Annotated in this window: 21 protein-coding genes; 11 read left to right on the forward strand and 10 right to left on the reverse strand. The window is 66.9% G+C overall.

Annotation, left to right across the window (positions count from 1 at the left end; all coding sequences use genetic code 11):
- The first annotated feature begins 27 nt into the window (after positions 1-27).
- Positions 28-330 carry a hypothetical protein gene (locus VQ067_RS02590; RefSeq protein WP_003084737.1) on the forward strand — a complete coding sequence of 101 codons (303 nt, stop codon included), beginning with the start codon at positions 28-30 and terminating at the stop codon, positions 328-330.
- Entirely contained in the window at positions 327-512 is a 186-nt protein-coding gene (locus tag VQ067_RS02595; RefSeq protein ID WP_003084739.1) for a hypothetical protein, read from the forward strand. Before VQ067_RS02590 ends, VQ067_RS02595 begins: the two co-directional genes overlap by 4 nt.
- Here the strand turns inward: VQ067_RS02595 and VQ067_RS02600 are convergent.
- Both VQ067_RS02600 and VQ067_RS02605 read right to left on the reverse strand, forming a co-directional pair.
- On the reverse strand, positions 475-1095 hold the full coding sequence (locus tag VQ067_RS02600; RefSeq protein WP_003084740.1) for a glutathione S-transferase: 621 nt from the start codon (positions 1093-1095) through the stop codon (positions 475-477). The genes VQ067_RS02595 and VQ067_RS02600 overlap by 38 nt on opposite strands.
- Before the next feature lie 18 nt (positions 1096-1113).
- On the reverse strand, positions 1114-2064 hold the full coding sequence (locus VQ067_RS02605) for a Vgb family protein (RefSeq protein ID WP_003111755.1): 951 nt from the start codon (positions 2062-2064) through the stop codon (positions 1114-1116).
- An 85-nt stretch (positions 2065-2149) separates the two neighbouring features.
- Here VQ067_RS02605 and VQ067_RS02610 point away from each other — a divergent pair, with 85 nt between their 5' ends.
- On the forward strand, positions 2150-3007 hold the full coding sequence (locus VQ067_RS02610; protein ID WP_003084748.1) for a PP2C family serine/threonine-protein phosphatase: 858 nt from the start codon (positions 2150-2152) through the stop codon (positions 3005-3007).
- Positions 3008-3179: 172 nt separating this feature from the next.
- Here VQ067_RS02610 and fiuA read toward each other — a convergent pair whose 3' ends face one another.
- From fiuA to VQ067_RS02625, 3 genes are all read right to left on the reverse strand, one after another.
- Positions 3180-5573 (reverse strand): TonB-dependent ferrichrome receptor FiuA, encoded by a 2394-nt coding sequence (gene fiuA / locus VQ067_RS02615; RefSeq protein WP_003084757.1) that lies wholly within the window; start codon positions 5571-5573, stop codon positions 3180-3182.
- Between the two features lie 103 nt (positions 5574-5676).
- A complete protein-coding gene (locus tag VQ067_RS02620) occupies positions 5677-6648 on the reverse strand; it encodes a FecR domain-containing protein (protein WP_003084760.1) in 972 nt (323 codons plus the stop codon).
- Positions 6645-7163, reverse strand: coding sequence for an RNA polymerase sigma factor (locus tag VQ067_RS02625; protein ID WP_003084762.1), 519 nt, complete (start codon positions 7161-7163; stop codon positions 6645-6647). Before VQ067_RS02625 ends, VQ067_RS02620 begins: the two co-directional genes overlap by 4 nt.
- A gap of 168 nt (positions 7164-7331) precedes the next feature.
- Between VQ067_RS02625 and VQ067_RS02630 the strand changes: the two genes are divergently transcribed.
- The 3 genes from VQ067_RS02630 to VQ067_RS02640 all read left to right on the forward strand — a co-directional run bounded on the left by VQ067_RS02630 (position 7332) and on the right by VQ067_RS02640 (position 9244).
- Entirely contained in the window at positions 7332-8081 is a 750-nt protein-coding gene (locus VQ067_RS02630) for a glutathione S-transferase family protein (protein ID WP_003084765.1), read from the forward strand.
- Between the two features lie 139 nt (positions 8082-8220).
- Positions 8221-8625: a PaaI family thioesterase gene (locus VQ067_RS02635; RefSeq protein ID WP_003084769.1), complete on the forward strand. Its 405-nt coding sequence runs from the start codon at positions 8221-8223 to the stop codon at positions 8623-8625.
- A gap of 49 nt (positions 8626-8674) precedes the next feature.
- Entirely contained in the window at positions 8675-9244 is a 570-nt protein-coding gene (locus tag VQ067_RS02640) for a TetR/AcrR family transcriptional regulator (RefSeq protein ID WP_003084771.1), read from the forward strand.
- 33 nt (positions 9245-9277) lie between these two features.
- Here the strand turns inward: VQ067_RS02640 and VQ067_RS02645 are convergent, their stop codons facing one another.
- Together VQ067_RS02645 and VQ067_RS02650 are read right to left on the reverse strand one after the other, a co-directional pair.
- Complete coding sequence (locus VQ067_RS02645) at positions 9278-11005, reverse strand: NCS1 family nucleobase:cation symporter-1 (RefSeq protein WP_003084774.1); 1728 nt, start codon at positions 11003-11005, stop codon at positions 9278-9280.
- A gap of 347 nt (positions 11006-11352) precedes the next feature.
- Positions 11353-12279, reverse strand: a complete 927-nt coding sequence (locus VQ067_RS02650) for a LysR substrate-binding domain-containing protein (RefSeq protein WP_023435396.1) — start codon at positions 12277-12279, stop codon at positions 11353-11355.
- Between the two features lie 87 nt (positions 12280-12366).
- Here VQ067_RS02650 and VQ067_RS02655 point away from each other — a divergent pair, with 87 nt between their 5' ends.
- Complete coding sequence (locus tag VQ067_RS02655) at positions 12367-12843, forward strand: GNAT family N-acetyltransferase (protein ID WP_003084777.1); 477 nt, start codon at positions 12367-12369, stop codon at positions 12841-12843.
- A gap of 78 nt (positions 12844-12921) precedes the next feature.
- On the opposite strand, the gene VQ067_RS02660 is transcribed toward VQ067_RS02655, so the two are convergent.
- On the reverse strand, positions 12922-13860 hold the full coding sequence (locus tag VQ067_RS02660; RefSeq protein WP_033990537.1) for a LysR family transcriptional regulator: 939 nt from the start codon (positions 13858-13860) through the stop codon (positions 12922-12924).
- A 103-nt stretch (positions 13861-13963) separates the two neighbouring features.
- On the opposite strand from VQ067_RS02660, the gene pcaD reads away from it, so the two are divergent.
- Both pcaD and VQ067_RS02670 read left to right on the forward strand, forming a co-directional pair.
- Entirely contained in the window at positions 13964-14761 is a 798-nt protein-coding gene (pcaD, locus tag VQ067_RS02665; protein WP_003121785.1) for a 3-oxoadipate enol-lactonase, read from the forward strand.
- A 43-nt stretch (positions 14762-14804) separates the two neighbouring features.
- A complete protein-coding gene (locus tag VQ067_RS02670; protein ID WP_033990538.1) occupies positions 14805-15248 on the forward strand; it encodes a hypothetical protein in 444 nt (147 codons plus the stop codon).
- 47 nt (positions 15249-15295) lie between these two features.
- On the opposite strand, the gene VQ067_RS02675 is transcribed toward VQ067_RS02670, so the two are convergent.
- Complete coding sequence (locus VQ067_RS02675) at positions 15296-17473, reverse strand: malate synthase G (RefSeq protein ID WP_003111109.1); 2178 nt, start codon at positions 17471-17473, stop codon at positions 15296-15298.
- A gap of 306 nt (positions 17474-17779) precedes the next feature.
- On the opposite strand from VQ067_RS02675, the gene VQ067_RS02680 reads away from it, so the two are divergent.
- Together VQ067_RS02680 and VQ067_RS02685 are read left to right on the forward strand one after the other, a co-directional pair.
- A complete protein-coding gene (locus tag VQ067_RS02680) occupies positions 17780-18223 on the forward strand; it encodes a GNAT family N-acetyltransferase (RefSeq protein ID WP_003105215.1) in 444 nt (147 codons plus the stop codon).
- Positions 18224-18254: 31 nt separating this feature from the next.
- Complete coding sequence (locus tag VQ067_RS02685; RefSeq protein ID WP_003084789.1) at positions 18255-18770, forward strand: glycine cleavage system protein R; 516 nt, start codon at positions 18255-18257, stop codon at positions 18768-18770.
- A gap of 689 nt (positions 18771-19459) precedes the next feature.
- On the opposite strand, the gene rarD is transcribed toward VQ067_RS02685, so the two are convergent.
- Entirely contained in the window at positions 19460-20356 is an 897-nt protein-coding gene (gene rarD, locus VQ067_RS02690) for an EamA family transporter RarD (protein ID WP_003121788.1), read from the reverse strand.
- Positions 20357-20363 lie beyond the last annotated feature (7 nt).

The raw sequence follows: 20363 nt of genomic DNA on the forward strand, positions 1-20363 counted from the left end.
CGCCGCCGATTTCCAAGGAGGAAAAGCATGCGCCTGTTCTTCGAGTTCACCCTCTGTGCCGCCCTCGGCCTGCTGGTCAGCGGCGTGATCCTGATCTTTCTGCTGTTCTTCGGCAAGTTCGGCCTGATCGAGTACTGGATCGCCAGCGGCAAGCCCCTGGCCCACGCCATGCTGGTGCTGATGCCGGACGGATTCTGGGAAGGCCTCAGCGGCATCGAGGGCGCCGCCGGCAATCCGCACGTGCGCTCCTTCCTGGAGCTTTGCATGGGGCTCGGACAGAGCGCGCTGTTGCTGGGCCTGCTGCTGTTCCGCCTGGTGTGCTGGAAATGAACGGCTATGTCGGCCTGCGCGACGACCGTCGCGACGGCGAGCGCCTGGCGGCGCGGATCGGCCTGCTGTTCCCCGGCCCCTCGGCGGCCTGGCTGCAACGCGCCGAACGTCTGCGGCGGCAGCAGGCGTCGGCGGGCCTCGGGGTCAGGCGTGGGTGGCCTGCATCGACGGGCGCTGGCTGACTTCGGCGAACCAGGCGGCGAGTCGCGGGTAGCGGCCGCGCCAGTCCCACTCCGGCTGGCGCAGGTCGAGATAGCCCAGGGTGCAGGCGACGCCGATGGCGGCGATGTCGAAGCGCGCCTGCAGTTCGGCGATGCAGTCGCTCTCCAGCCATGCCAGGGACCGCGCGATCTTTTCCCGCTGTGCCTCGAGCCAGGCGTCCCAGCGCTTCTCCTCGGGGCGGACGAAGGTCTCGTAGCGGGTCAGCACCGCGGCGTCGAGGACGGCGTCCGCCAGCGAGGCGATGGTCAGGCGTCGCCAGCGGGCGCTGCCTTCGCGGGGGATCAGCGGTTCGCCGACGTGCTGCTGGTCGAAGTAGTCGCAGATCACCCGGCTGTCGTGCAGCACCTGGCCGTCCGGCAGGCGCAGGGCGGGAATCTTGCCGGCCGGGTTGCTGGCGTTGAGCTGCCGGATGGGCGCGACCGGCGTCGGCGTGACTTCCTCGAGCGCCACGCGCTCGCGTTGGCCGGTTTCGTGGAGCAGGACCAGGACCTTGCGCACGAAGGGCGAGGCGGCGGCGTAGAACAGCGTATGGGTAGCGCTCATGCGGGCTCCTTGGAAGGATCAGTCGCGGACGACGCGCAGACGATCGGCGGCAGGCTCGGCGCTCCAGGTTTCTCCGGGGCGACCGCCGAGCAGGGCGTTGCCGGGCGCCGGCCGGTCGCTGGGCAGGACGCGGAATGTCGCCTGCTCACTGTCGAAACGCAAGAGCGCCCCGCTGGCGGCGTCGTGCAGCCAGACACGGTCCATGGCGTCAACCCGCAGGCTGTCCGGGCGGGCCTGGCTGTCCGGCAGCGGCCAGCTCTGCCACGAGGCATCGCTGGGATCGTAGCGGTACAGCCGGGCGCCACCGCTGTCGCTGGCCCAGAGCCTGCCGATGGAGTCGGCGCCGATCCCGCGCAAGGCCTTCGTGCCTTCAGGCGCGGGCAACCGCTCGGCGCTGCCGTCGAGCGGATCGACATGCACCAGCGCGTCGTCCTGCGCGTACCAGACCTCGCCGTCCGGGGTGACGCAGATGCCGTTCGCCGCCTTGCCCTGGGGCGAGGGCCAGACCTCCACCAGGCGCCTGGCTGGGTCGAGGCGACCGTGGAAGCCGCGGCTGCCGGTGAACCAGAGGCGCCCGTCGTCGTCGAATACCGCGGACTCGAGCCCGGCCGGCGCGGCCTTGGCCGGTAGCGGGAAACGTTCGCTGCCCAGGCGCTCGCCGCCGATGCGAAGGATGGCGTTGAGGCCACTGTCGAGCACCCAGGCGTTGCCGCTCTCGTCGCTGACGATGGCTCGCGGCCGCGCGCCTTCGCCGAGCGGCACCTGCACGCTCTCGCCACTGGTCGGGTCGAGGCGCCCCAGCGAATGCCCGCCGTCCGCGCCGTACCAGACCGCACCCTGTGCACTGGGCGCGACCGCGTAGGGCGCGGAGCCCTTGTCCAGCGGGTAGTACTGTTCGCCGGCCAGGGCGGCGCCGGTCGACGACAGGGCCAGGAGCAGGCCCAGCAGCGGGTAGGGCAGGTGACGCATACGGTTCTCCCGGAACGACGAGCGGAACGTGGAAAGGCTCTGTCTTGCTATTCTGGCAGCGCATTGAGCATAGGAGGAACTGCGAATGGCCACAGTGGAAATACTCGGGGCGGAATGCCGCGCGGGGGGCGCGGTGAACGACGATGCGCTGGGCTGCACGGCGCAGGCCGCCTGGGTGATCGACGGTGCCACCAGCATCGGTCGCAGCGTGCTGGGCGTGGAAAGCGACGCGCGCTGGCTGGCCCAGGCGGTGGACCGGCACCTGCGGTTGCTGCTGGAAGTCGAGCCCGAGCAATCCAGCGAGACCCTGCTGCGGCGCCTGCTCAACGATATCCAGGGCGACTTCCGCGCCCAGAGCGGCCGCGACTGGCACGACCTCGAAGACATGCCGGCGGCCTGCCTGAGCCTGCTGCGGATTCGCGGCGGAGAAATCGAACTGCTCAACATCGGCGACAGCCGGATTCTCGTCGAAGGCGCCGACGGCCAGGTACGCAGCTTCGGCGATTCGGCCCTGTACGAACTGGATCGGCAATCCCTGGCGCATTTCTGCCGGATGCGCGAGGAACATCCGCAGTGGGATCACGCCGAACTGTTCAAGGCCAGCCGCCCGCGCGTACGGCAGAACCGCCTGCTGATGAACAAGCCCGAGGGCTACTGGGCGCTGGACATCAGCGACCGCTGGCTCGGCCAGGTGCAGCGCGAGACCTTGCCGCTCGCCGCGTTGCGTTCCTTCGTGCTGATGACCGACGGCTTCGACCGGCTGGTCGAGCCTTTCCGCCGCTATACCGACGAACAGTTGCTGCGGCGCCTCGAGGACGTCGGAGTGAGCGCCATGCTCGACGAGTTGCGCGAGATCGAACAGGGCGACGACCAGGCCCTGGCTTTCCCGCGTTTCAAGATCCACGACGACGCCAGCGCGCTGTGGGGTCGGATCGCGGGGTGAACGACGATCTCCGGCGCCCGGAATGCAGGTCCTCCCCGATGCGCCGGCTACCGATATCCCGGCCCTCTCCCACAGGCGGGAGGAGGGCATCCGGTGCCCGGAAGGTACGTTCTGCGGTAGGGCGGATAACCGCGAAGCGGTTATCCGCCGTTGCGCACCTGTGACGCGTCGCTCACCACTTGTAGCTGACGCTGCCCACCACGCTGCGCTGGTCGCCGTAGTAGCAGTAGTAGCCGTCGCAGGACGCCAGGTAGTCCTTGTTGAACAGATTGTTGGCATTGACCGCCACGCTGACGCCTTTCAGGCTGCCGTTCAATTGGCCCAGGTCGTAGCGCACGGCGGCGTCGTACAGGGTGTACGAGCCGGCGTAGCCGTCGTAGGTGTTGGCCTGGTCGCCGTAGGTCGAGCCTACGTAGCGGGCGCCGGCACCCACGCTGAAACCGTTCAGCGTACCCTCGTGCCAGGTGTAGTCGGCCCATAGCGAGGCCTGGTTGCGCGGCGCCTGTTGCAGGCGGTTGCCTGCGTACTGGCCTTTTTTCACTTCGGTGTCGGCGTAGCTATAGGCGCCGATCATCTTCAGGTTGTCGGTGACGTTGCTGGTGGCTTCCAGCTCTATCCCGGAGACCTTCACTTCGCCCGTCTGCGAAGTGACCGGCGTGCCGCCTATGTTCTGCGACACGCTGACGTTCTCCTGGCGCAGGTCATAGACCGCGGCGGTGAACAGCGAGTCGGAGCCCACCGGCTGGTACTTCACACCGATTTCCCATTGCTTGCCTTCGGTCGGCTTCAGCGAACTGGTGCTGTTCATATCGGCGCCAGTGGTGGGTTGGAACGACTCCGCATAGGAGATGTAGGGCGCCACGCCATTGTCGAAGATGTAGCTGAGCGCCGCGTTGCCGCTGAACTTCTTGTCGCGGCTGGTATTGGTGGCGTCGCCCTTGTTGTAGAAGGTGGCCCCGGTGTGCACCCAGTCCTCGCGACCGCCGAGGGTCAGGCGCCAATTGTCGAGGGCGATCTGGTCCTGGACGTAGAGGCCGGTCTGGTAGGTCTTCTGCTTGTAGTCGTAGAAGGCCGTCGAACGATCCGGTTTGACGATCGGCTGGCCGTAGATCGGGTTGTTGACGTTGCTCGGCGGCGCGCTGCCAAAGATTGATGTGTATTGATTGTCGGTGCGGTTGTGATCCAGGCCTAGCAGCAGGGTGTGGCGCAGGGCGCCTGTTTCGAAGTCGGCCTGGAAGTTGTTATCTACTACGAACTGACTGACGTCTTCATCCACCGAGGTGGTGCTGCGTTCCAGTGTGCCGTCGGCATGAGCTGTGCCTGCTGTAACCGCCTGGAACGACAGGTCGTTGCGCAGGTAACGCAGGTTCTGGCGGAACTGCCAGACATCGTTGATCCGCTGCTCGAAGGCGTAGCCCAGCCAGTAGTAGGTGCGGTCGTAGTATTCCCAGTCCGGATCGCCGAGGTTCTTGTGGTGGGAAACCTTGCCGAACGGCGCGTCGTACTTGGTTCCGCGCAGCGGCAGGAACTGGCTGGTGATGCCGGTATCGTCGCGGTTGAACTGGCCGAGGAAGGTCAGCCTGGTGTCGTCGTCGATGTTCCAGGTCAGGCTCGGGGCGATGTTGTAGCGCTTGTCGTCGATATGGTCGACCTGGGTGTTGCTGTCGCGCACCACGCCGGAGACGCGATAGAGAAAGCGTCCCTCGTCGTCGAGCGGGCCGGTGCTGTCGAAGCTGACCTGCTTGTGGTTGTAGTTGCCGACCTCGGCCTTCACCTCGTGACTGGCGACGTTCTGCGGACGCAGGCTGACCATGTCGAGCATGCCGCCGGGCGGGGTCTGGCCGTAGACCGAGGAGGCCGGGCCGCGCAACAGGGCGACACGCTCCAGGTTCCAGGTTTCCAGCTTCGGGTTGTTGTAGACGCCGACCGCCATCGGCAGGCCGTCGAGGAACTGGGTCGGCTTGAAGCCGCGCACCTTCAACCAGTCGGAGCGGGTGTCGCTGCCGAAGCTGCTGGCGACGACGCCGGGCATGTAGCGCACCGCGTCGTCGAGGTTGTGCACGGCGCGGTCGGTCATCTGCTGGCGGGTCGCCACCGAGATCGAGCGTGGGGTCTCGAGGATCGGCGTATCGGTCTTGGTCCCGGTCATGCTGCGCTTGGCCACGTAGCCGCTGGTCGGCCCCAGTGGGTCTTCCTCGGCGCCGCTGACCGTCATCGCCTGCAACGACAGGGTGTCTTCCGGCACCTTGCGCAGGCTGTAGGTGCCGCCGACATTTTCCACCAGCTCCAGGCCGCTGCCCTTGAGCGCTTCGCGCAATGCGCCGGGCGCGTCGAAGCGACCTTGTACGGCGTGGGCGCTGCGTCCTTCGGCGAGCGCCGGGTCCAGGGTGAGGACCAGGCCGGCCTGGGCCGCGATGCGGTTCAGGGTGCCTGCCAGCGGCCCGGCGGCGATGCGGTAGTCGCGCACGCTGGCCTGTTCGGCCGGGGCGGCGTGGAGGAACGGTGCGGGAACGGCGAGGGCGATGGCTAGGGCGAGCAGGCCGGGACGGAACGTCGGGCGGGGCATGTGCGGGGCTCCTGGATGGAAACGAGTCTCAATGCCTCCTTGCCGGACGAGTCGGAAAAAGTGATAGGGCCGGCGGGAAAAATTTTTCGCCGGCCCGTTCGGTTCAGCGTGGCACCACTTCGAACCACCAGGCGTTGTGCCTCACGCTGCGCACCGGCAGGCTCGGCTCCAAAGCCTGAAGGGCGAGGCGGGTGTCCTTCAGCGGGAAACTGCCGGTGACGCGCAGGTCGGCGATGCTCGGGTCGACCCGCAGCAGCGCCGGCGAATAGCGCCCCAGTTCCGCCACCAGGTCGGCCAGCCGGGCGTTCTCCACCACCAGCATGCCTTGTGCCCAGGCGCCGGCCATGGCCGGGGCCGCTTCGCTGGCCTGCAGGCCTTGCGGCAGGATCAGCACCTGCTGGCCTTCCTTGATCACACGCTCTTCGCTGAGCGTTTCCGCGCGCGCGGCCACCGCCGACTGCAACACGGTGAGGCGCGTGCCGGGTTCCTCGCGGCGCACCAGGAAGCGCGTGCCGAGGGCGCGCATGTCGCCATCGGCGCTGCTGACCACGAAGGGGCGCGGGTCGCCATGGGCGGTTTCCACCAGGATCTCGCCGGCCAGTAGCACGACCTGGCGGCGTTCGCCGTCGAAGCGGACGTCGATGGCGCTGCGGCTGTTCAGGCGCACATGGGTGGCATCCGGGAGGGTCAGCTCGCGCTGCTCGCCGGTGGCGCTGTAGGCGTCGGCCAGCAGGTAGCGGACCGGGACGTAGCGGTTGGCCACGCCGAGCCCGACGCCCAGCGCCAGCACTAGCCCCAGGGCGCTGCCGCCGAGCCGGCGCAGGCGGCGCTTGAAGCGTGCGTTGCCGGACAGCAGGGCGTTGCGCGCCGGCCCGTTGGCGGCTCTCGCCAGGTGCCGGTCGAGGCCGCCGAGCTGTTCCCAGGCGCGTTCGTGTTCGGGATGCGCCGCGTACCAGCGGTGGAAGGCGCGGTGATCGTCGGGATGGGCTTCGCCGGAGTCGAGCAGCAATTGCCAGGCGATGGCTTCGTCGAGCACCCGCGCGCGTACCGGCGAATGACGATCGTCGGCGTTCACCGGGGCTCTCCGTAGAGGGCGATGTAGCACTGGCGCAGGCCCTGGGCCAGGTATTGGCGCACGCGCGGCACCGAGACTCCGAGACGCTCGGCGATCTCCGCGTGGGGCATGCCGTCCAGGCGGCTATAGAGAAACGCGCTGCGCGCCTTCAGCGACAGCGTGCCAAGCAGGCGATCGATCTCGCGGAGATCCTCGAGAATCAGGTACTGCTCTTCGGCCGAAGGCTGCTCCGCTTCCGGAACCAGCGCCAGTTCGGCGAGATAGGCCTGCTCAAGGGCGGCGCGGCGGAAGTGGTCGATCATCAGGCCGCGCGCCACCTTCGCCAGGAACGCGCGCGGTTCGCGCAGGCCGGGCAGCTCCGGGCGGCCGAGGAGGCGAACGAAGGTGTCCTGGCTGAGGTCTTCGGCGCGCTGGCGGCAGCCGAGGTTGCGGTTCAGCCAGGCAAGCAGCCAGCCGCGGTGGTCCCGGTACAGGCTACCCACGAATTCGCTGTTGCTGACGTCACCCGCCGACACGGCCGCTCCCCATCCCGAAACGGGATTGAATGGAAAAACGAGAATTATTCGCAAATGATCGCAAAGTGCGACTATCCCTGCAATTGGCGTCCGTCGGGAAGCCACTTGAGTCGTCCCACCGGTTTGCCGGAGGATCGGCGTTCCCATAACAAGAACAGGAGTCTCGCCGTGGCCGAACCTTTGCTGATCATCGGTTCCTATCTGTCCCCCTATGTGCGCAAGGTGCTGGTGCTGCTGGAACTGAAAGGCATCGCCTACCGCATCGACCCCATCGTGCCGTTCTTCGGCGACGAGGCCTTCGAGCGCCTCAGTCCGTTGCGCCAGATTCCGGTGCTGGTGGACGGTGACTTCGTCCTCAACGATTCCAGCGTGATCTGCCAGTACCTGGAGGAGCGCTACCCGCAGCCGAGCCTGTATCCCGCCGACATCGGCCAGCGCGCCCAGGCCCGCTGGCTGGAGGAATACGCCGATTCGCGGCTGGGCCAGGTGATCATCTGGCAGTTGTTCCACCAGTTGGTGATCAACCGCGGCATCTGGCAGCGCGAACCCGACCAGGCGATCCTGCAACGCACCTACGACGAAGACCTGCCATCGATCTGCAACTACCTGGAAGGGCGGGTCCCGCCAAGCGGCTGGTTGTGCGGCGAGCTATCCATCGCCGATGTCGCCGTCGCCTGCCTGTTCCGCAATGCCCAGTTGGCGCGCTACCAGGTCGACGGCGAGCGCTGGCCGCGCCTGGCGCGCCTGTTGGCTGACGCTTTCGCCCTGCCGGCCTTCCAGCATCTGGCGCGTTTCGAGAAGGCCACCGCGCAGACCCCGGTCGCCGAACAGCGCCAGGCGCTGCGCGAGGCCGGTGCGCCGCTCAGCGCGACCAGCCACGCCCGCGAGCGGCCGGTGCGCGGTCCGATGAGCCGCTGAGAGGGAGTGCGGGCGGCGCCCAGGGCGCCGTCCTGATGAAGCGCCATTCAGCGCCTCGATAAGACCTTCGCGGCGCTGGTGGATCCAGCGTCCGGGCATATTTTATATAGACCAGTCTATATAGAACGGAGGCCGCACCGTGATGAACGTCCCCGAAGGGTTCCAGCCGCTGTTCCGCAGCAGTCCGTTGCTCGACCTGCTCGGTCCTTTCTTCTGCCGGCACGACGCCCAGCGCCAGTTGGTGGTGGCGCTGCGCATCGACGAAAAGCACTGCAACCACGGTGGCACCGCCCACGGCGGCCTGCTCTCGACCCTGGCCGACGTTGGCCTCGGCTACGCCATGGCGTTCTCCCGCGAACCGCCGCAGCCGATGGTCACCGTCGGCCTGCGCCTGGACTTCTGCGGGGTCGCGCGGGTCGGCGACTGGCTGGAGGTGCATACCCGGGTCGACAAGCTCGGCCAGCGCATGGCCTTCGCCTCGGCCCGGCTGCACAGCGGCGAGCGCCTGGTGGCCAGCGCCAGCGGCGTGTTTCATCTGCCCTGAGGCTCGGGCATGCTTGCCCGGTCGTCTGCCGTGAGTTGGGGAGTCAGGTTTGCCGAAGAAGTCCAATGCCGCCGAACGGATCGTCCATGCCACCGCCTCGCTGCTGGCCAGCCGCGGGTATTTCGGCACCGGGCTGAGCGACATCATCGCTCGCGCCGAGGCGCCGAAAGGCTCGCTCTATCACTATTTCCCCGAGGGCAAGCCGCAGATCGCCAGCGCCGCGATCGGCTTCGTCGCCGACGAGGTGGCGTCCTTCCTCGACCGCGCCGGGACCCAGGCTCCCCATGCGCGCAACGTCCTCCGCCAGTTCACCGCGACCCTGCGTGGCTGGCTGGAGCATTCGCGTTTCGAAGAGGCCTGCCCGGTGCTTTCCACCAGCCTGAGCATCGACGCCGAGCTGGCCCCGGTGCATGCCGAATGCCGCCGGGCGCTCCGCGCCTGGCACGCCAGCATCGAGCGTGCGTTGCGCGCCGACGGACTGGCGGAAAAGCTCGCCGCCTCGCGCGCCTGGCTGATCCTCGCGGCGCTGGAGGGGGCGGTCGCGGTGGCCCGCGTCGAGCGGTCGTTCCAGGCGCTGGATGCGATCGAGGAAGAATTGCAGGCGCTACTGCCGGCCTAGGCGGGTGTCGCGCCCAGGCCGGCCAGGTATCCGTCAGTGCTGCACGCTGTCCACCGCGATCGCTTCGCCGGAAACTTCGCGGTAGGCCGTGCGGCGCTTGGCCAGGGCGTAGTGGATCAGGCCGGCCAGGCCGGCGCCGAAGAACCAGGAGAACGGCGATAGCTCGGCGAATGCCGGCAACAATGCCAGCAGGGTGGAGATGATCGCCGCCGGGACGAACGCGGCGATGGCCCGCGGGTTCACCCCTCGCGCGTAGTGATAGGCGCCGGCGCGGCTTTCGGTGTACAGCTCCGGCAGGTTCACCCGGCCTTTCCGCACCAGGTAGTAGTCGACCATGATGATCCCGTACAGCGGGCCGAGCAGCGCGCCGAGGCCGCCGAGGAAGTAGAGGATCACCCCGGGGCTGTTGTACAGGTGCCAGGGCAGGATCAGCACCGCGATGGTCGCGCTGATCAGCCCGGCGCGGCGGAAGTTCAGCAGGTTCGGCGCCAGGTTGGTGAGTACGTAGGCCGGGGCGACGAAGTTGGCCATGATGTTCACCGCCACGGTGACGATCAGCAGCGCCAGGCTGGCCAGCACCAGGAAGAGGGTGTCGGGGATCGCGGCGACGATGTCGGTGGGGCTCTGGATGAGCTGGCCGTCGATCCTGAACTGGGCGCCGGCGAGGACCACCGCGAACAGGCCGAACAGCAGGATGTTCACCGGCAGCCCCCAGAAGTTGCCGACGCTGATGGTGCGCCGATCCGGGCAGCCGCGGGCGAAGTCGCAGAAGTTCAGGATCATGGTGCCGTACAGGGTCACCCAGAACGCCGCGCCGCCGAAGATCTTCAACCACATCTGCGAACCGCTCATGGGTTCGCCGCTTGACCAGGCGATGGAGGCGCCGGCGCGCAGGTACATCCAGGCGGCGAGGGCGGCGACGGTGAGCAGGATCACCGGTCCGGCGAAGGATTCGTAGCGACGCACCATCTCCATGCCGTAGGCGAAGATCAGCAGTTGCACGCACCAGATGGCGACGAAGGTCGCCCAGCCCAGGCTCGACAGGCCGAGGATGGCGTCCTGGTCGTAGGCGGCCAGCCCCGGCCAGATCGCCGTCAGCAGCACGCGCAGGACGATGGAGGCGAGATAGGTCTGGATGCCGAACCAGGCGATGGCGATCACCGCGCGGATCAGCGCGGGGAGTTGCGCGCCGTGGATGCCGAAGGCGATGCGGCACATCACCGGGTAGGGCAGCCCGGTCTTCTGGCCCATGTAGCCGGACAGGTTCATCAGCCCGTAGACCATCAGCGCGCCCAGGGCCAGCGCGGCGAGGATCTGCGCGCCGCTCATGCCGAGGGCGAAGAGACCGATGGCGAAGGAGTAGTTGGCGATGTTGTGCACGTCGTTGGTCCACAGCGCGAACAGGCTGTAGCGTCCCCAGCGGCGCCCTTCGGCCTTGGTCGGGGCGAGATCGGCGCTGTACAGGCGCGGGCTCAGCGGCGGCAGTTCGGGGCCCGCGTGATGGCTGGCGCGGGGCAGGCAATCGAGACTGGCGGGAGTGCCCAGGTCCAGGCGCGCCGCCGAGAACTCCGCTGCGCGCAGCCCGGCGCGTGGCAGGCAGTCGAGACTGGCCGGAGTGCCCAGGTCGAGCAGTGAGGCGGAGAACTCCGCGCTCCGCTGACCGGCGCGCGGCAGGCTGTCGAGGCTTTCCAGGGTGCCGAGGTCGAGCAGCGAGGGAGAAAACTCGCGGGGCGAGGCGGGCGGCTTCGGGGTGCTGGACATGGCGGTCTCCTCCGGCAGTCGGAAGAACTCGGCGCGAGGTCGGGTTCGTCTATTGTTTTTGTATACAAGAATTTCGAAGATTTAAGCCAGTTATGTGCCAACCGATCCTCGACCGACTTTTCCGTGTTCTGCGGAAACCGGCCTTTCACCGGCAAGCCCCTGAAACCGCTTGGGAAAAAGCTGTCGCCTCGATCAGGTAAGAATTTCGAACCGATTCATGGGCTTATGCGGACGGACGAGGGAGAGGGGAAAAAAGCGTGGCGCCAGGAGAGCGTATTGGGAAAATTGTGCACAATAATTGTGCCCAGTGTTACCGCCGCGCCCGTCGACGGTGCGCGGCGCGAAGCTCAGCCCGTCCGGGAAATATCCAGGCCCTTCAACTGCCCGATCATCCACGCATGGGCATCACGCCCGACATGCTGGACGTGGCTGTAGAGCCGCAGCACGTAGGGCGGAATGTCGAACGGCGCGGGATACAGGGCGAGGCCGGCGGCTTCCGCCAGGGCCTGTGCGGCATGTCGGGGAGCGGTGAGCAGGAAATCGGTGGAGCCTGCCAGGAACAGCGCCGCCAGCACCGTCGGCAGTTGCACCGCCACTTCGCGACGCAGGCCGGAGCGGGCCAGCAGCCGGTCGATCACCCCACTGTCCTCGTTCCACGGCGTCACCACCGCATGCCGTTCGGCCAGGTAGCCCTCCAGCGTCGGCGCCCCGGCGAGGCGCGGGTGGTCGCGCCGCGCTACCACCACGTAGCGGTCGGCGAACCAGTCATGGGCCTGGATGCCTTCGGGCAGGCGCTCGTGTTCCTCGTCGTAGCCGAGGGCGAAATCGATCCGCCCGCTGGCCAGGGCCTCCACCGACAACTTGCGTTCCGCGTTGACCAGGCGCAGGCGCACTCCGGGCGCGCTGTGCTGCAGGCGGTTCATCAGCGGCGGAAGCAGGGCGAAGGCGGTGTAGTCGGTGGCGGCGAAGACGAAGGTACGCTGGCTCTGTCCCGGTACGAACGGCCGCCACTCTTCCAGCCCCTCGCCGAGGGCGCGCAGGGCGGCGGCCACCGCAGCGGCCAGGTGCTCGGCACGCTGGGTCGGCTGCATGCGATTGCCCTGGCGCAGGAACAGTTCGTCGTCCAGCCCCTGGCGCAGGCGCCCCAGCGCATGGCTGAAGGCCGAGGCGCTGATCGCCAGTTCGCTGGCTGCGGTGCCGACGTTGCGGTGGCGATACAGGGCGTCGAAGACAAGCAGGAGGTTGAGATCGAGACGGCGCAGCAGGGGATGCATGTTATTCAGTTGCCGATGAGAAGAATGCACTTCATGCATCTTAGCAGTCGCACTAGGATGGCCGGATCCTCCACCGGAAGGTTGCCCATGACTCTCGAAATCCGTCCCGCCGTACCGGCCGACGCCGAACAGATCCTTGCCTTCATCATCGAACTGGCCGACTACGAGCGCGCCCGCCACGAGGTGGTCACCGATGTCGAAGGCATCCGCCGCAGCCTGTTCGCCGAAGGCTCGCCGACCCGCGCGCTGATGTGCCTGAGCGAAGGCCGGCCGATCGGCTATGCGGTGTATTTCTACAGCTACTCGACCTGGCTGGGGCGCAACGGCATCTACCTTGAAGACCTCTACGTCACCCCTGAGTACCGTGGCGTCGGCGCCGGTCGCCGGCTGCTCCGCGAGCTGGCCCGCGAGGCCGTGGCCAACGACTGCGGACGCCTGGAGTGGAGCGTGCTGGACTGGAACCAGCCGGCCATCGACTTCTACCGCTCCATCGGCGCGCTGCCGCAGGACGAGTGGGTGCGCTACCGGCTGGATGGCGAGGCGTTGCGCAAGATGGCGGAGTAGCTGGCGGCAAGCCGGCGTTGATGCCGGGGGAGTGTGTGGGGGTAGGACGAATAGCGCCTGGCGATATCCGCCAGTTTCTCACCGAGGACGCCTGGCGCCCTCCGCCCTGTCGCCGCTTTTCCCCCGCAACGTCGTAGCGTTGTCCCGCAGGAACGCCCACAGGCGTTCCGCTACCGGGCCCTGCGCGCGATCGCGCCGGCGCGCCGCCACCACCTCTTCGCTGCGTCCTGGCAGATGCGGCCCGGCCAGGGCGAGCAGGCGGCCGTCGGCCAGTTCCTCGTCGACCAGGAAGTCCGGCAGGTGCCCCCAGCCGAGGCCCTGGAGGATCACCTCTTTCTTCGTTCGCTGGTCCGGCACGCTGCACTGTCGCGCGCCGGCGAGCATGAAATAGTCCGTCGGCGGCGAATGGCGGGCGCTGTCGCGCATCACGCACTGGGCGAAGGGGCGCAGTTGGTCCGGGCGCACCGATCGCGGCGGAGGATCGCCGAGCAGGCCCGGCGCGATGACCGGGACCAGCCCGACCCTGCACAGGTCGAGCCATTCCAGGCGTGGGTCGGACTTGTCCACGCGATGCAAGATCAGGTCGGCCTCGCCGTCCAGCAGGCGCTCCAGCGGGCCGCTGACGGTTTCGAACAGCAATTGCAGGCGGGTCTGCGGCTGGCTGCCGAAGAACCCTGCGAGCAGCGCCAGGGCCGGGCGCGGCGGGCAGAGGTCGCCCAGTACCACGCGCAGCTCGCTTTCCTCGCCCTGGGCCAGGTGCGCGGCGTGGCCCCGCAGCCCTTCCAGTTCGTAGAGCAGGGCCTGGGCACGCTGGTGGAAGGAGCGACCGGCGGCGGTCAGGCCGACCCGGTAGCCGCCTCGTTCCAGCAGCACCAGGCCGAGCTGGCGCTCCAGCCTGGCAACGGCGGCGAACACCGCCGGATGGGAGCGGTGCAGGCGCTGTGCGGCGGCCTGGAAGCCGCCGGCGTCGACCACTGCGTCGAAGCATTGGAGGTCGTGGAGGGTGAAATCGTGCATGTCAGCTTCCCTGACAGAGTCGTTCCATTCTTTGTAGTTTTTCCCAGGGGCCGTCGCAACTAGCCTGGCGTGCATGGCAATCACCCTGACCCCGGAGGCTCCCATGGGCAACCTGTCTTTTCTCGCTACTAGCGATGGCGCCAGCCTCGCCTATCGCCTGGACGGTGCGGCGGAGAAACCGCTGCTGGCGCTCTCCAACTCCATCGGTACCACCCTGCACATGTGGGATGCACAACTCCCGGCACTGACCCGGCACTTCCGCGTCCTGCGCTACGACGCCCGTGGCCATGGCGCCTCCAGCGTGCCGCCGGGGCCCTATACCCTGGCCCGGCTGGGCGAGGACGTACTGGAGCTGTTCGACGCGCTGGAGGTACGGCGCGCGCATTTCCTCGGCCTGTCCCTGGGCGGGATCGTCGGCCAGTGGCTGGCGCTGCATGCGCCGCAGCGGATCGAGCGGCTGGTGCTGGCCAACACCTCGGCCTGGCTTGGCCCGGCGGCGCAGTGGGACGAGCGCATCGCCGCGGTGCTGCAGGCCGAGGACATGAGCGAGACCGCCGCGGGCTTCCTCGGCAACTGGTTTCCGCCGGCGCTGCTGGAGCGCGCCGAGCCCGTCGTCGAGCGCTTCCGGGCGATGCTCATGGCCACCAACCGGCACGGCCTGGCCGGCTCCTTCGCGGCGGTGCGCGATACCGACCTGCGCGCGCAACTGGCGCGGATCGAGCGGCCGACCCTGGTGATCGCAGGGGCGTACGACACGGTCACCGCCGCCAGCCACGGCGAGCTGATCGCCACGTCGATTGCCGGGGCCAGGCTGGTTACGCTGCCGGCGGTGCATCTGTCGAACGTCGAGTTCCCGCAGGCGTTCGAAGGCGCGGTGCTGAGCTTTCTCGGCGCAGCCTGATTAGGCTATCGTCGCGGCTTTTTCCCTCGGCGCAGGAGCCGACATGAACGAGCCGGGCAGTTTCATCTGGACGTGGTACGGGCAGGATGAGCATCGATGGGTCCTGCTCAGCGCAGAGGCGTTCCTGGCGCTCGATTTCCTGGCCCTTGACGGTGCCATGCAGAGAGAGACCATCGGCAGTTGCCCGGGCTGCTCTACCTGGTCGGAGAAGATCGTGCCGCTGCACGAGTGGCTCGAAGGCTGTCCGGGTCACCAGGCCGGGAGTTTTCGCGATGCCTTGAGGCGTGTCTGGGCGCTGTGCAACGAGCTGCCCGAGGAAGCGCTGGGCTGCTTCGACTTCGACATCTATGCCCACCCCGGATGGCAGGCGGTACGTCGAGAGGCCTGGGAGGCGCTGCGGCAGAACGGTTGGGGCAGCATCCGTAGCCATGCCGAGGAGCTGCGTGACGACTGTTGGGAGCGTGTGCATGGCTACCCGAAGAAATGAAAAAGCCGCCCCTCGGGGCGGCTTTTCGTTGCGCTGCGGCGAACGGCCTACAGCCCGTTCTTCGCCTTGAACTCGCGGCGGCGGCGATGCAGGACCGGCTCGGTATAGCCGTTCGGCTGCCGGGTGCCTTCCACCACCAGCTCCAGGGCGGCCTGGAACGCGACGTTGTCGTCGAAGTTCGGCGCCATCGGCCGGTAGGACGGGTCGCTGGCGTTCTGCCGGTCGACCACCACGGCCATGCGCTTGAGGCTCTCGACCACCTGCTCCTGGCTGATCACGCCGTGACGCAGCCAGTTGGCCAGCAGCTGGCTGGAGATGCGCAGGGTGGCGCGGTCTTCCATCAGACCGACGTCGTTGATGTCCGGCACCTTGGAGCAGCCGACGCCCTGGTCGATCCAGCGGACGACATAGCCGAGGATGCCCTGGGCGTTGTTGTCCACCTCGTTCTTGATCTCTTCCGCGGTCCAGTTGGTGTTCGGCGCCAGCGGAATGGTCAGGATGTCGTCCACCGAGGCCGGGGTGCGCTTGGCCAGCTCGGCCTGGCGGGCGAACACGTCGACCTTGTGGTAATGCAGGGCGTGCAGGGTCGCGGCGGTCGGCGACGGGACCCAGGCGGTGTTGGCGCCGGCCAGCGGATGGCCGATCTTCTGCTCGAGCATGGCGGCCATCAGGTCGGGCATGGCCCACATGCCCTTGCCGATCTGCGCCTTGCCTTGCAGGCCGGTGGCCAGGCCGACGTCGACGTTGTTGTTCTCGTAGGCGCCGATCCACTTCTCCGACTTCATGGCGCCCTTGCGCACCACGGCGCCGGCTTCCATGGAGGTGTGGATCTCGTCGCCGGTGCGGTCGAGGAAGCCGGTGTTGATGAACACCACGCGATCCTTGGCCGCCTTGATGCAGGCCTTCAGGTTCACGGTGGTGCGGCGCTCCTCGTCCATGATGCCGACCTTCAGGGTGTTGCGCGGCAGGCCGAGGACGTCCTCGACGCGGCCGAACAGCTCGTTGGTGAAGGCGGCTTCTTCCGGACCGTGCATCTTCGGCTTGACGATATACACGCTGCCGGTGCGGCTGTTCTTGCGGCTGGTGTTGCCGTTCAGGTCATGAATGGCGATCAGGCTGGTGAAAAGGCCGTCCTGGATGCCTTCCGGCACTTCGTTGCCGTCCTTGTCGAGGATCGCATCGTTGGTCATCAGGTGGCCGACGTTGCGCACGAACAGCAGCGAGCGGCCGTGCAGGGTCAGTTCGGAACCGTCGGCCCTGGTGTAGACGCGGTCCGGGTTCATGGTGCGGGTGAAGGTGCTGCCGCCCTTGCTGACTTCCTCGGCCAGGTCGCCTTTCATCAGGCCCAGCCAGTTGCGGTAGATCACTACCTTGTCGTCGGCGTCGACCGCGGCGACCGAGTCCTCGCAGTCCATGATGGTGGTGAGGGCGGCTTCCATCAGCACGTCCTTCACGCCTGCGGCATCGGTCTGGCCGACCGGGCTGCTCGGGTCGATCTGGATTTCGAAGTGCAGGCCGTTGTGCTTGAGCAGTACCGCTTGCGGCTTGGCGGCGTCGCCCTGGAAGGCAAGGAACTGGCCAGCGTTCTTCAGGGCGGTTTCGCTGCCGTTCTTCAGCGCGACGACCAGCGCGCCGTTCTTCACGCTGTAGGAAGTGGCGTCGACATGGGAGCCGGACTCCAGCGGCGCGGCCTCGTCGAGGAAGGCGCGAGCGAAGGCGATGACCTTGTCGCCGCGAACCTTGTTGTAGCCCTTGCCTTTCTCGGCGCCGCCTTCTTCGCTGATCACGTCGGTGCCGTAGAGCGCGTCGTACAGCGAGCCCCAGCGGGCGTTGGAGGCGTTGAGGGCGAAGCGCGCATTCATCACCGGCACCACCAACTGCGGGCCGGCCATGCGGGCGATCTCGTCGTCGACGTTCTGGGTGCCGGCCTGGAAGTCTTCCGCCTCGGGCAGCAGGTAGCCGATTTCCTCGAGGAAGGCCTTGTAGGCAGCGGCGTCGTGGGCCTGGCCGGCGCGAGCCTGGTGCCAGCCGTCGATCTTGGCCTGGAGTTCGTCGCGCTTGGCGAGCAGGGCTTTATTCTTCGGCGCCAGGTCGTTGATCACGGCCTCCGCACCGGTCCAGAACGTGTCGGCAGAGACGCCGGTTCCGGGGATGGCTTCGTTGTTCACGAAGTCGAACAGGACTTTGGCGACCTGCAGGCCACCGACTTGAACGCGTTCAGTCATTGTTTGCCTCACTCTGCTCTAGACCAGCTCTGGACCCGGGCCGCACGGCCTTGTAGTCCGAGCCGCGGCATACTACATGATGCCGCGGGAAAAATCAGTGGTTACGCGTCGCGTTACGACTGGATGACGCTTCACGGTCACGTTGGCCAGGCTCAATGTTCGCAAAAAAACTGTACTTTGTTCCAGATAAATCTAAAAACAGTACACGATTTATCGCGAGCCCAACTGCGGCGCGGCGTCGCAGGATGTTTCACTGCGCTGCGAGCGCCTTGCCTATACTCCCGGAATCGCCCCAGGAGCCTCGCCATGCCCGTCCATGCCGCATCCCTCGCCGATCTCGCCGACCTGGTTCCGCTGTTTTCCGCCTACCTCGACTTCTACGAAGTGCCGGCGCCGGAAGAGCAGGTCCGCGCATTCCTCGCCGAGCGCCTGCGCCAGGGCGATTCGACCCTGTTCCTGGCCAGGGATGCCGAGGCGCGGGCGCTGGGCTTCGTCCAACTCTATCCGCTGTTCGCCTCCCTGGCGCTACGACCTTCGTGGTTGCTCAGCGATCTCTACGTCCGCCCGGAGGCGCGTCGCCGGGGTGTCGGCGAGGCCCTGATGAACCAGGCCCGGGGTTTCGCCGAAAGCATGGGCGCCTGCGGCCTGCAACTGGAGACGGCGAAGACCAACCACGCCGGGCAGTCGCTCTACGAGCGCCTCGGCTATGTCCGTGACGAACAGTTCTACACTTACTGGCTGCAGCTCTGAACTCCCATTCGTCCCAGCAGGAGGCAAGCTCATGGATCACCTGGTCCTGACCGTGATCGCCACCGACCATCCCGGCCTGGTCGAGCGCATCGCCCAATGCATCGCCTCCCACGGCGGCAACTGGCTGGAAAGCCGCATGTCGCGGATGGCCGGGCAGTTCGCCGGGATACTGCGGGTGGCCGTGCCGGCGGAGGGCTACGACGAACTGGTGGAAGGGCTACAGGGCCTGTCCAGCCACGGCATTCGCGTGCTCCTGGCGGAAAGCGGGATCGAGCCGGTATGCAACTGGAAGCCTATCCACCTCGACCTGGTGGGCAACGACCGCCCCGGTATCGTGCGCGACATCACCCGGTTGCTGGCCGAGCACGGGGTGAACCTGGAGAGCCTGTCCACCGAAGTGCGCCCGGCGCCGATGAGCAGCGAACCGCTGTTCCATGCCGATGCGCTGCTGGCGGTGCCGCTGACCCTGTCGCTGGACACCCTGCGCGAGCGACTGGAAGACCTGGCCGACGACCTGATGGTGGAGTTGGTGCTGGACGCGTCCTGAAGTTGTTCAGGAAAGCCGGGGACGGGCCTGTGGAAAAGCCTTGGGTGAAACCCTGAAGCCCAGGCGCCGCGAGGCTTGGAGGTCGTAGCGCGTTTTTTGACCAGCTACGTTGCGGTTATTCCCAAACCAGGTGGACCAGCCTGTGGGTATTCTGTGTGGATAACCTTGCAGGCCTTTATCCATGGGCGATACAAGGGTTTGCTCGTTTTCTGAGCAGCCTCTCTTGCGCTTTTTCTTGTGGATTAACCTTCGCCGCTGTCATTGCCCCTGTGCACAAATAACGTGGAGCAGTCTGTGGGTAAGCCGGGGAAGAATCCATGCAGGCCTTTATCCATCGGCACTCCAAGTATCCGTACGTTTTTTGATCGATGGCTCTTCCGGTTCATCCACAGTTGCTCACAAAAGCCTTGGGCAGCTTTGTGGATAAGCCTTGTGTATATCGCTGTAACCCTTGGTGAGCCTGGCATGTAGCGGTATGCTCAAAGACTGAACAGGCGCTTTGCAGGGCCTCTTCCGACCAGTTATCCACGCGCCTGCGGGGAGGAGAAGGCAGGTCTATGCACAAAGTACGTGCATGAACCTGTGGAAAAGCCTGGGGTGGATCGCTGAGCGTCAGTATTGACAGGGGCTAGGAAGGAGTGCGCGTTTTTTCGCCAGGCTTGCGGAGTTCCGCAAGCCTGGGGATAACGTCAGCCCGGTTGCGGCAGGCGGCGCAGGCTGCGCCAGGCGTCGAAGCTGTAGACGGCCAGGGCGAGCCAGATGAAAGCGAAGGCGGTCAGGCGGCTGGAGTCCAGGTGCTCGCCGAACAGCAGGATCGCCTGTAGCAGGACCAGCGTCGGTGCCAGGTATTGCAGGAAGCCCAGAGTGGCGTAGGGCAGGTGCCTTGCCGCAGCGTTGAAGCAGACCAGCGGAACCAGCGTCACCGGGCCCGCGGCGACCACCCACAGGGCTTCCGGGGTGCTCCAGAAAGCCGTTTCGCTGGTCGGCCCGTCGGCGAACAACAGCAACCAGACCAGCGCCAGTGGCAGCAGCAGCCAGGTTTCCACCACCAGTCCGGGCAGCGCGGCGACCGGCGCCTTTTTGCGGATCAGGCCGTAGAAGCCGAAGGTCAGGGCCAGCACCAGCGACACCCAGGGCAGGCTGCCGAGTTGCCAGACCTGCTGCGCCACGCCCAGCGAAGCCAGGGCCACCGCCAGCCATTGCAGAGGACGCAGGCGTTCCTTGAGCAGCAACATGCCGAGCATCACGTTGATCAGCGGATTGATGTAGTAGCCCAGGCTGGCTTCCAGCATGTGGCCGTTGTTCACCGCCCAGACATAGGTCATCCAGTTGCTGGCGATCAGCAGTCCGCTGGCGGCCAGCACGACGAAGCGCTGCGGATTCTGGCGCAGTTCGCGCCACCAGCCCGGGTGTTTCCAGAACAGCAGCAGGACGGCGCCGAACAGGGCCGACCAGACCGCGCGCTGGACGATGATTTCCACCGCGGGAATGCGTTCGAGCAGTTTGAAGTAGAGCGGGAACAATCCCCAGATCACATAAGCCGTCAGGCCGAGGACATAGCCCCGACGGAGGTTGGCGGTCGCCATGGAGAAT

The organism is Pseudomonas sp. KBN12P06040 (genome assembly GCF_037574965.1).
Lineage (GTDB): Bacteria > Pseudomonadota > Gammaproteobacteria > Pseudomonadales > Pseudomonadaceae > Pseudomonas > Pseudomonas aeruginosa.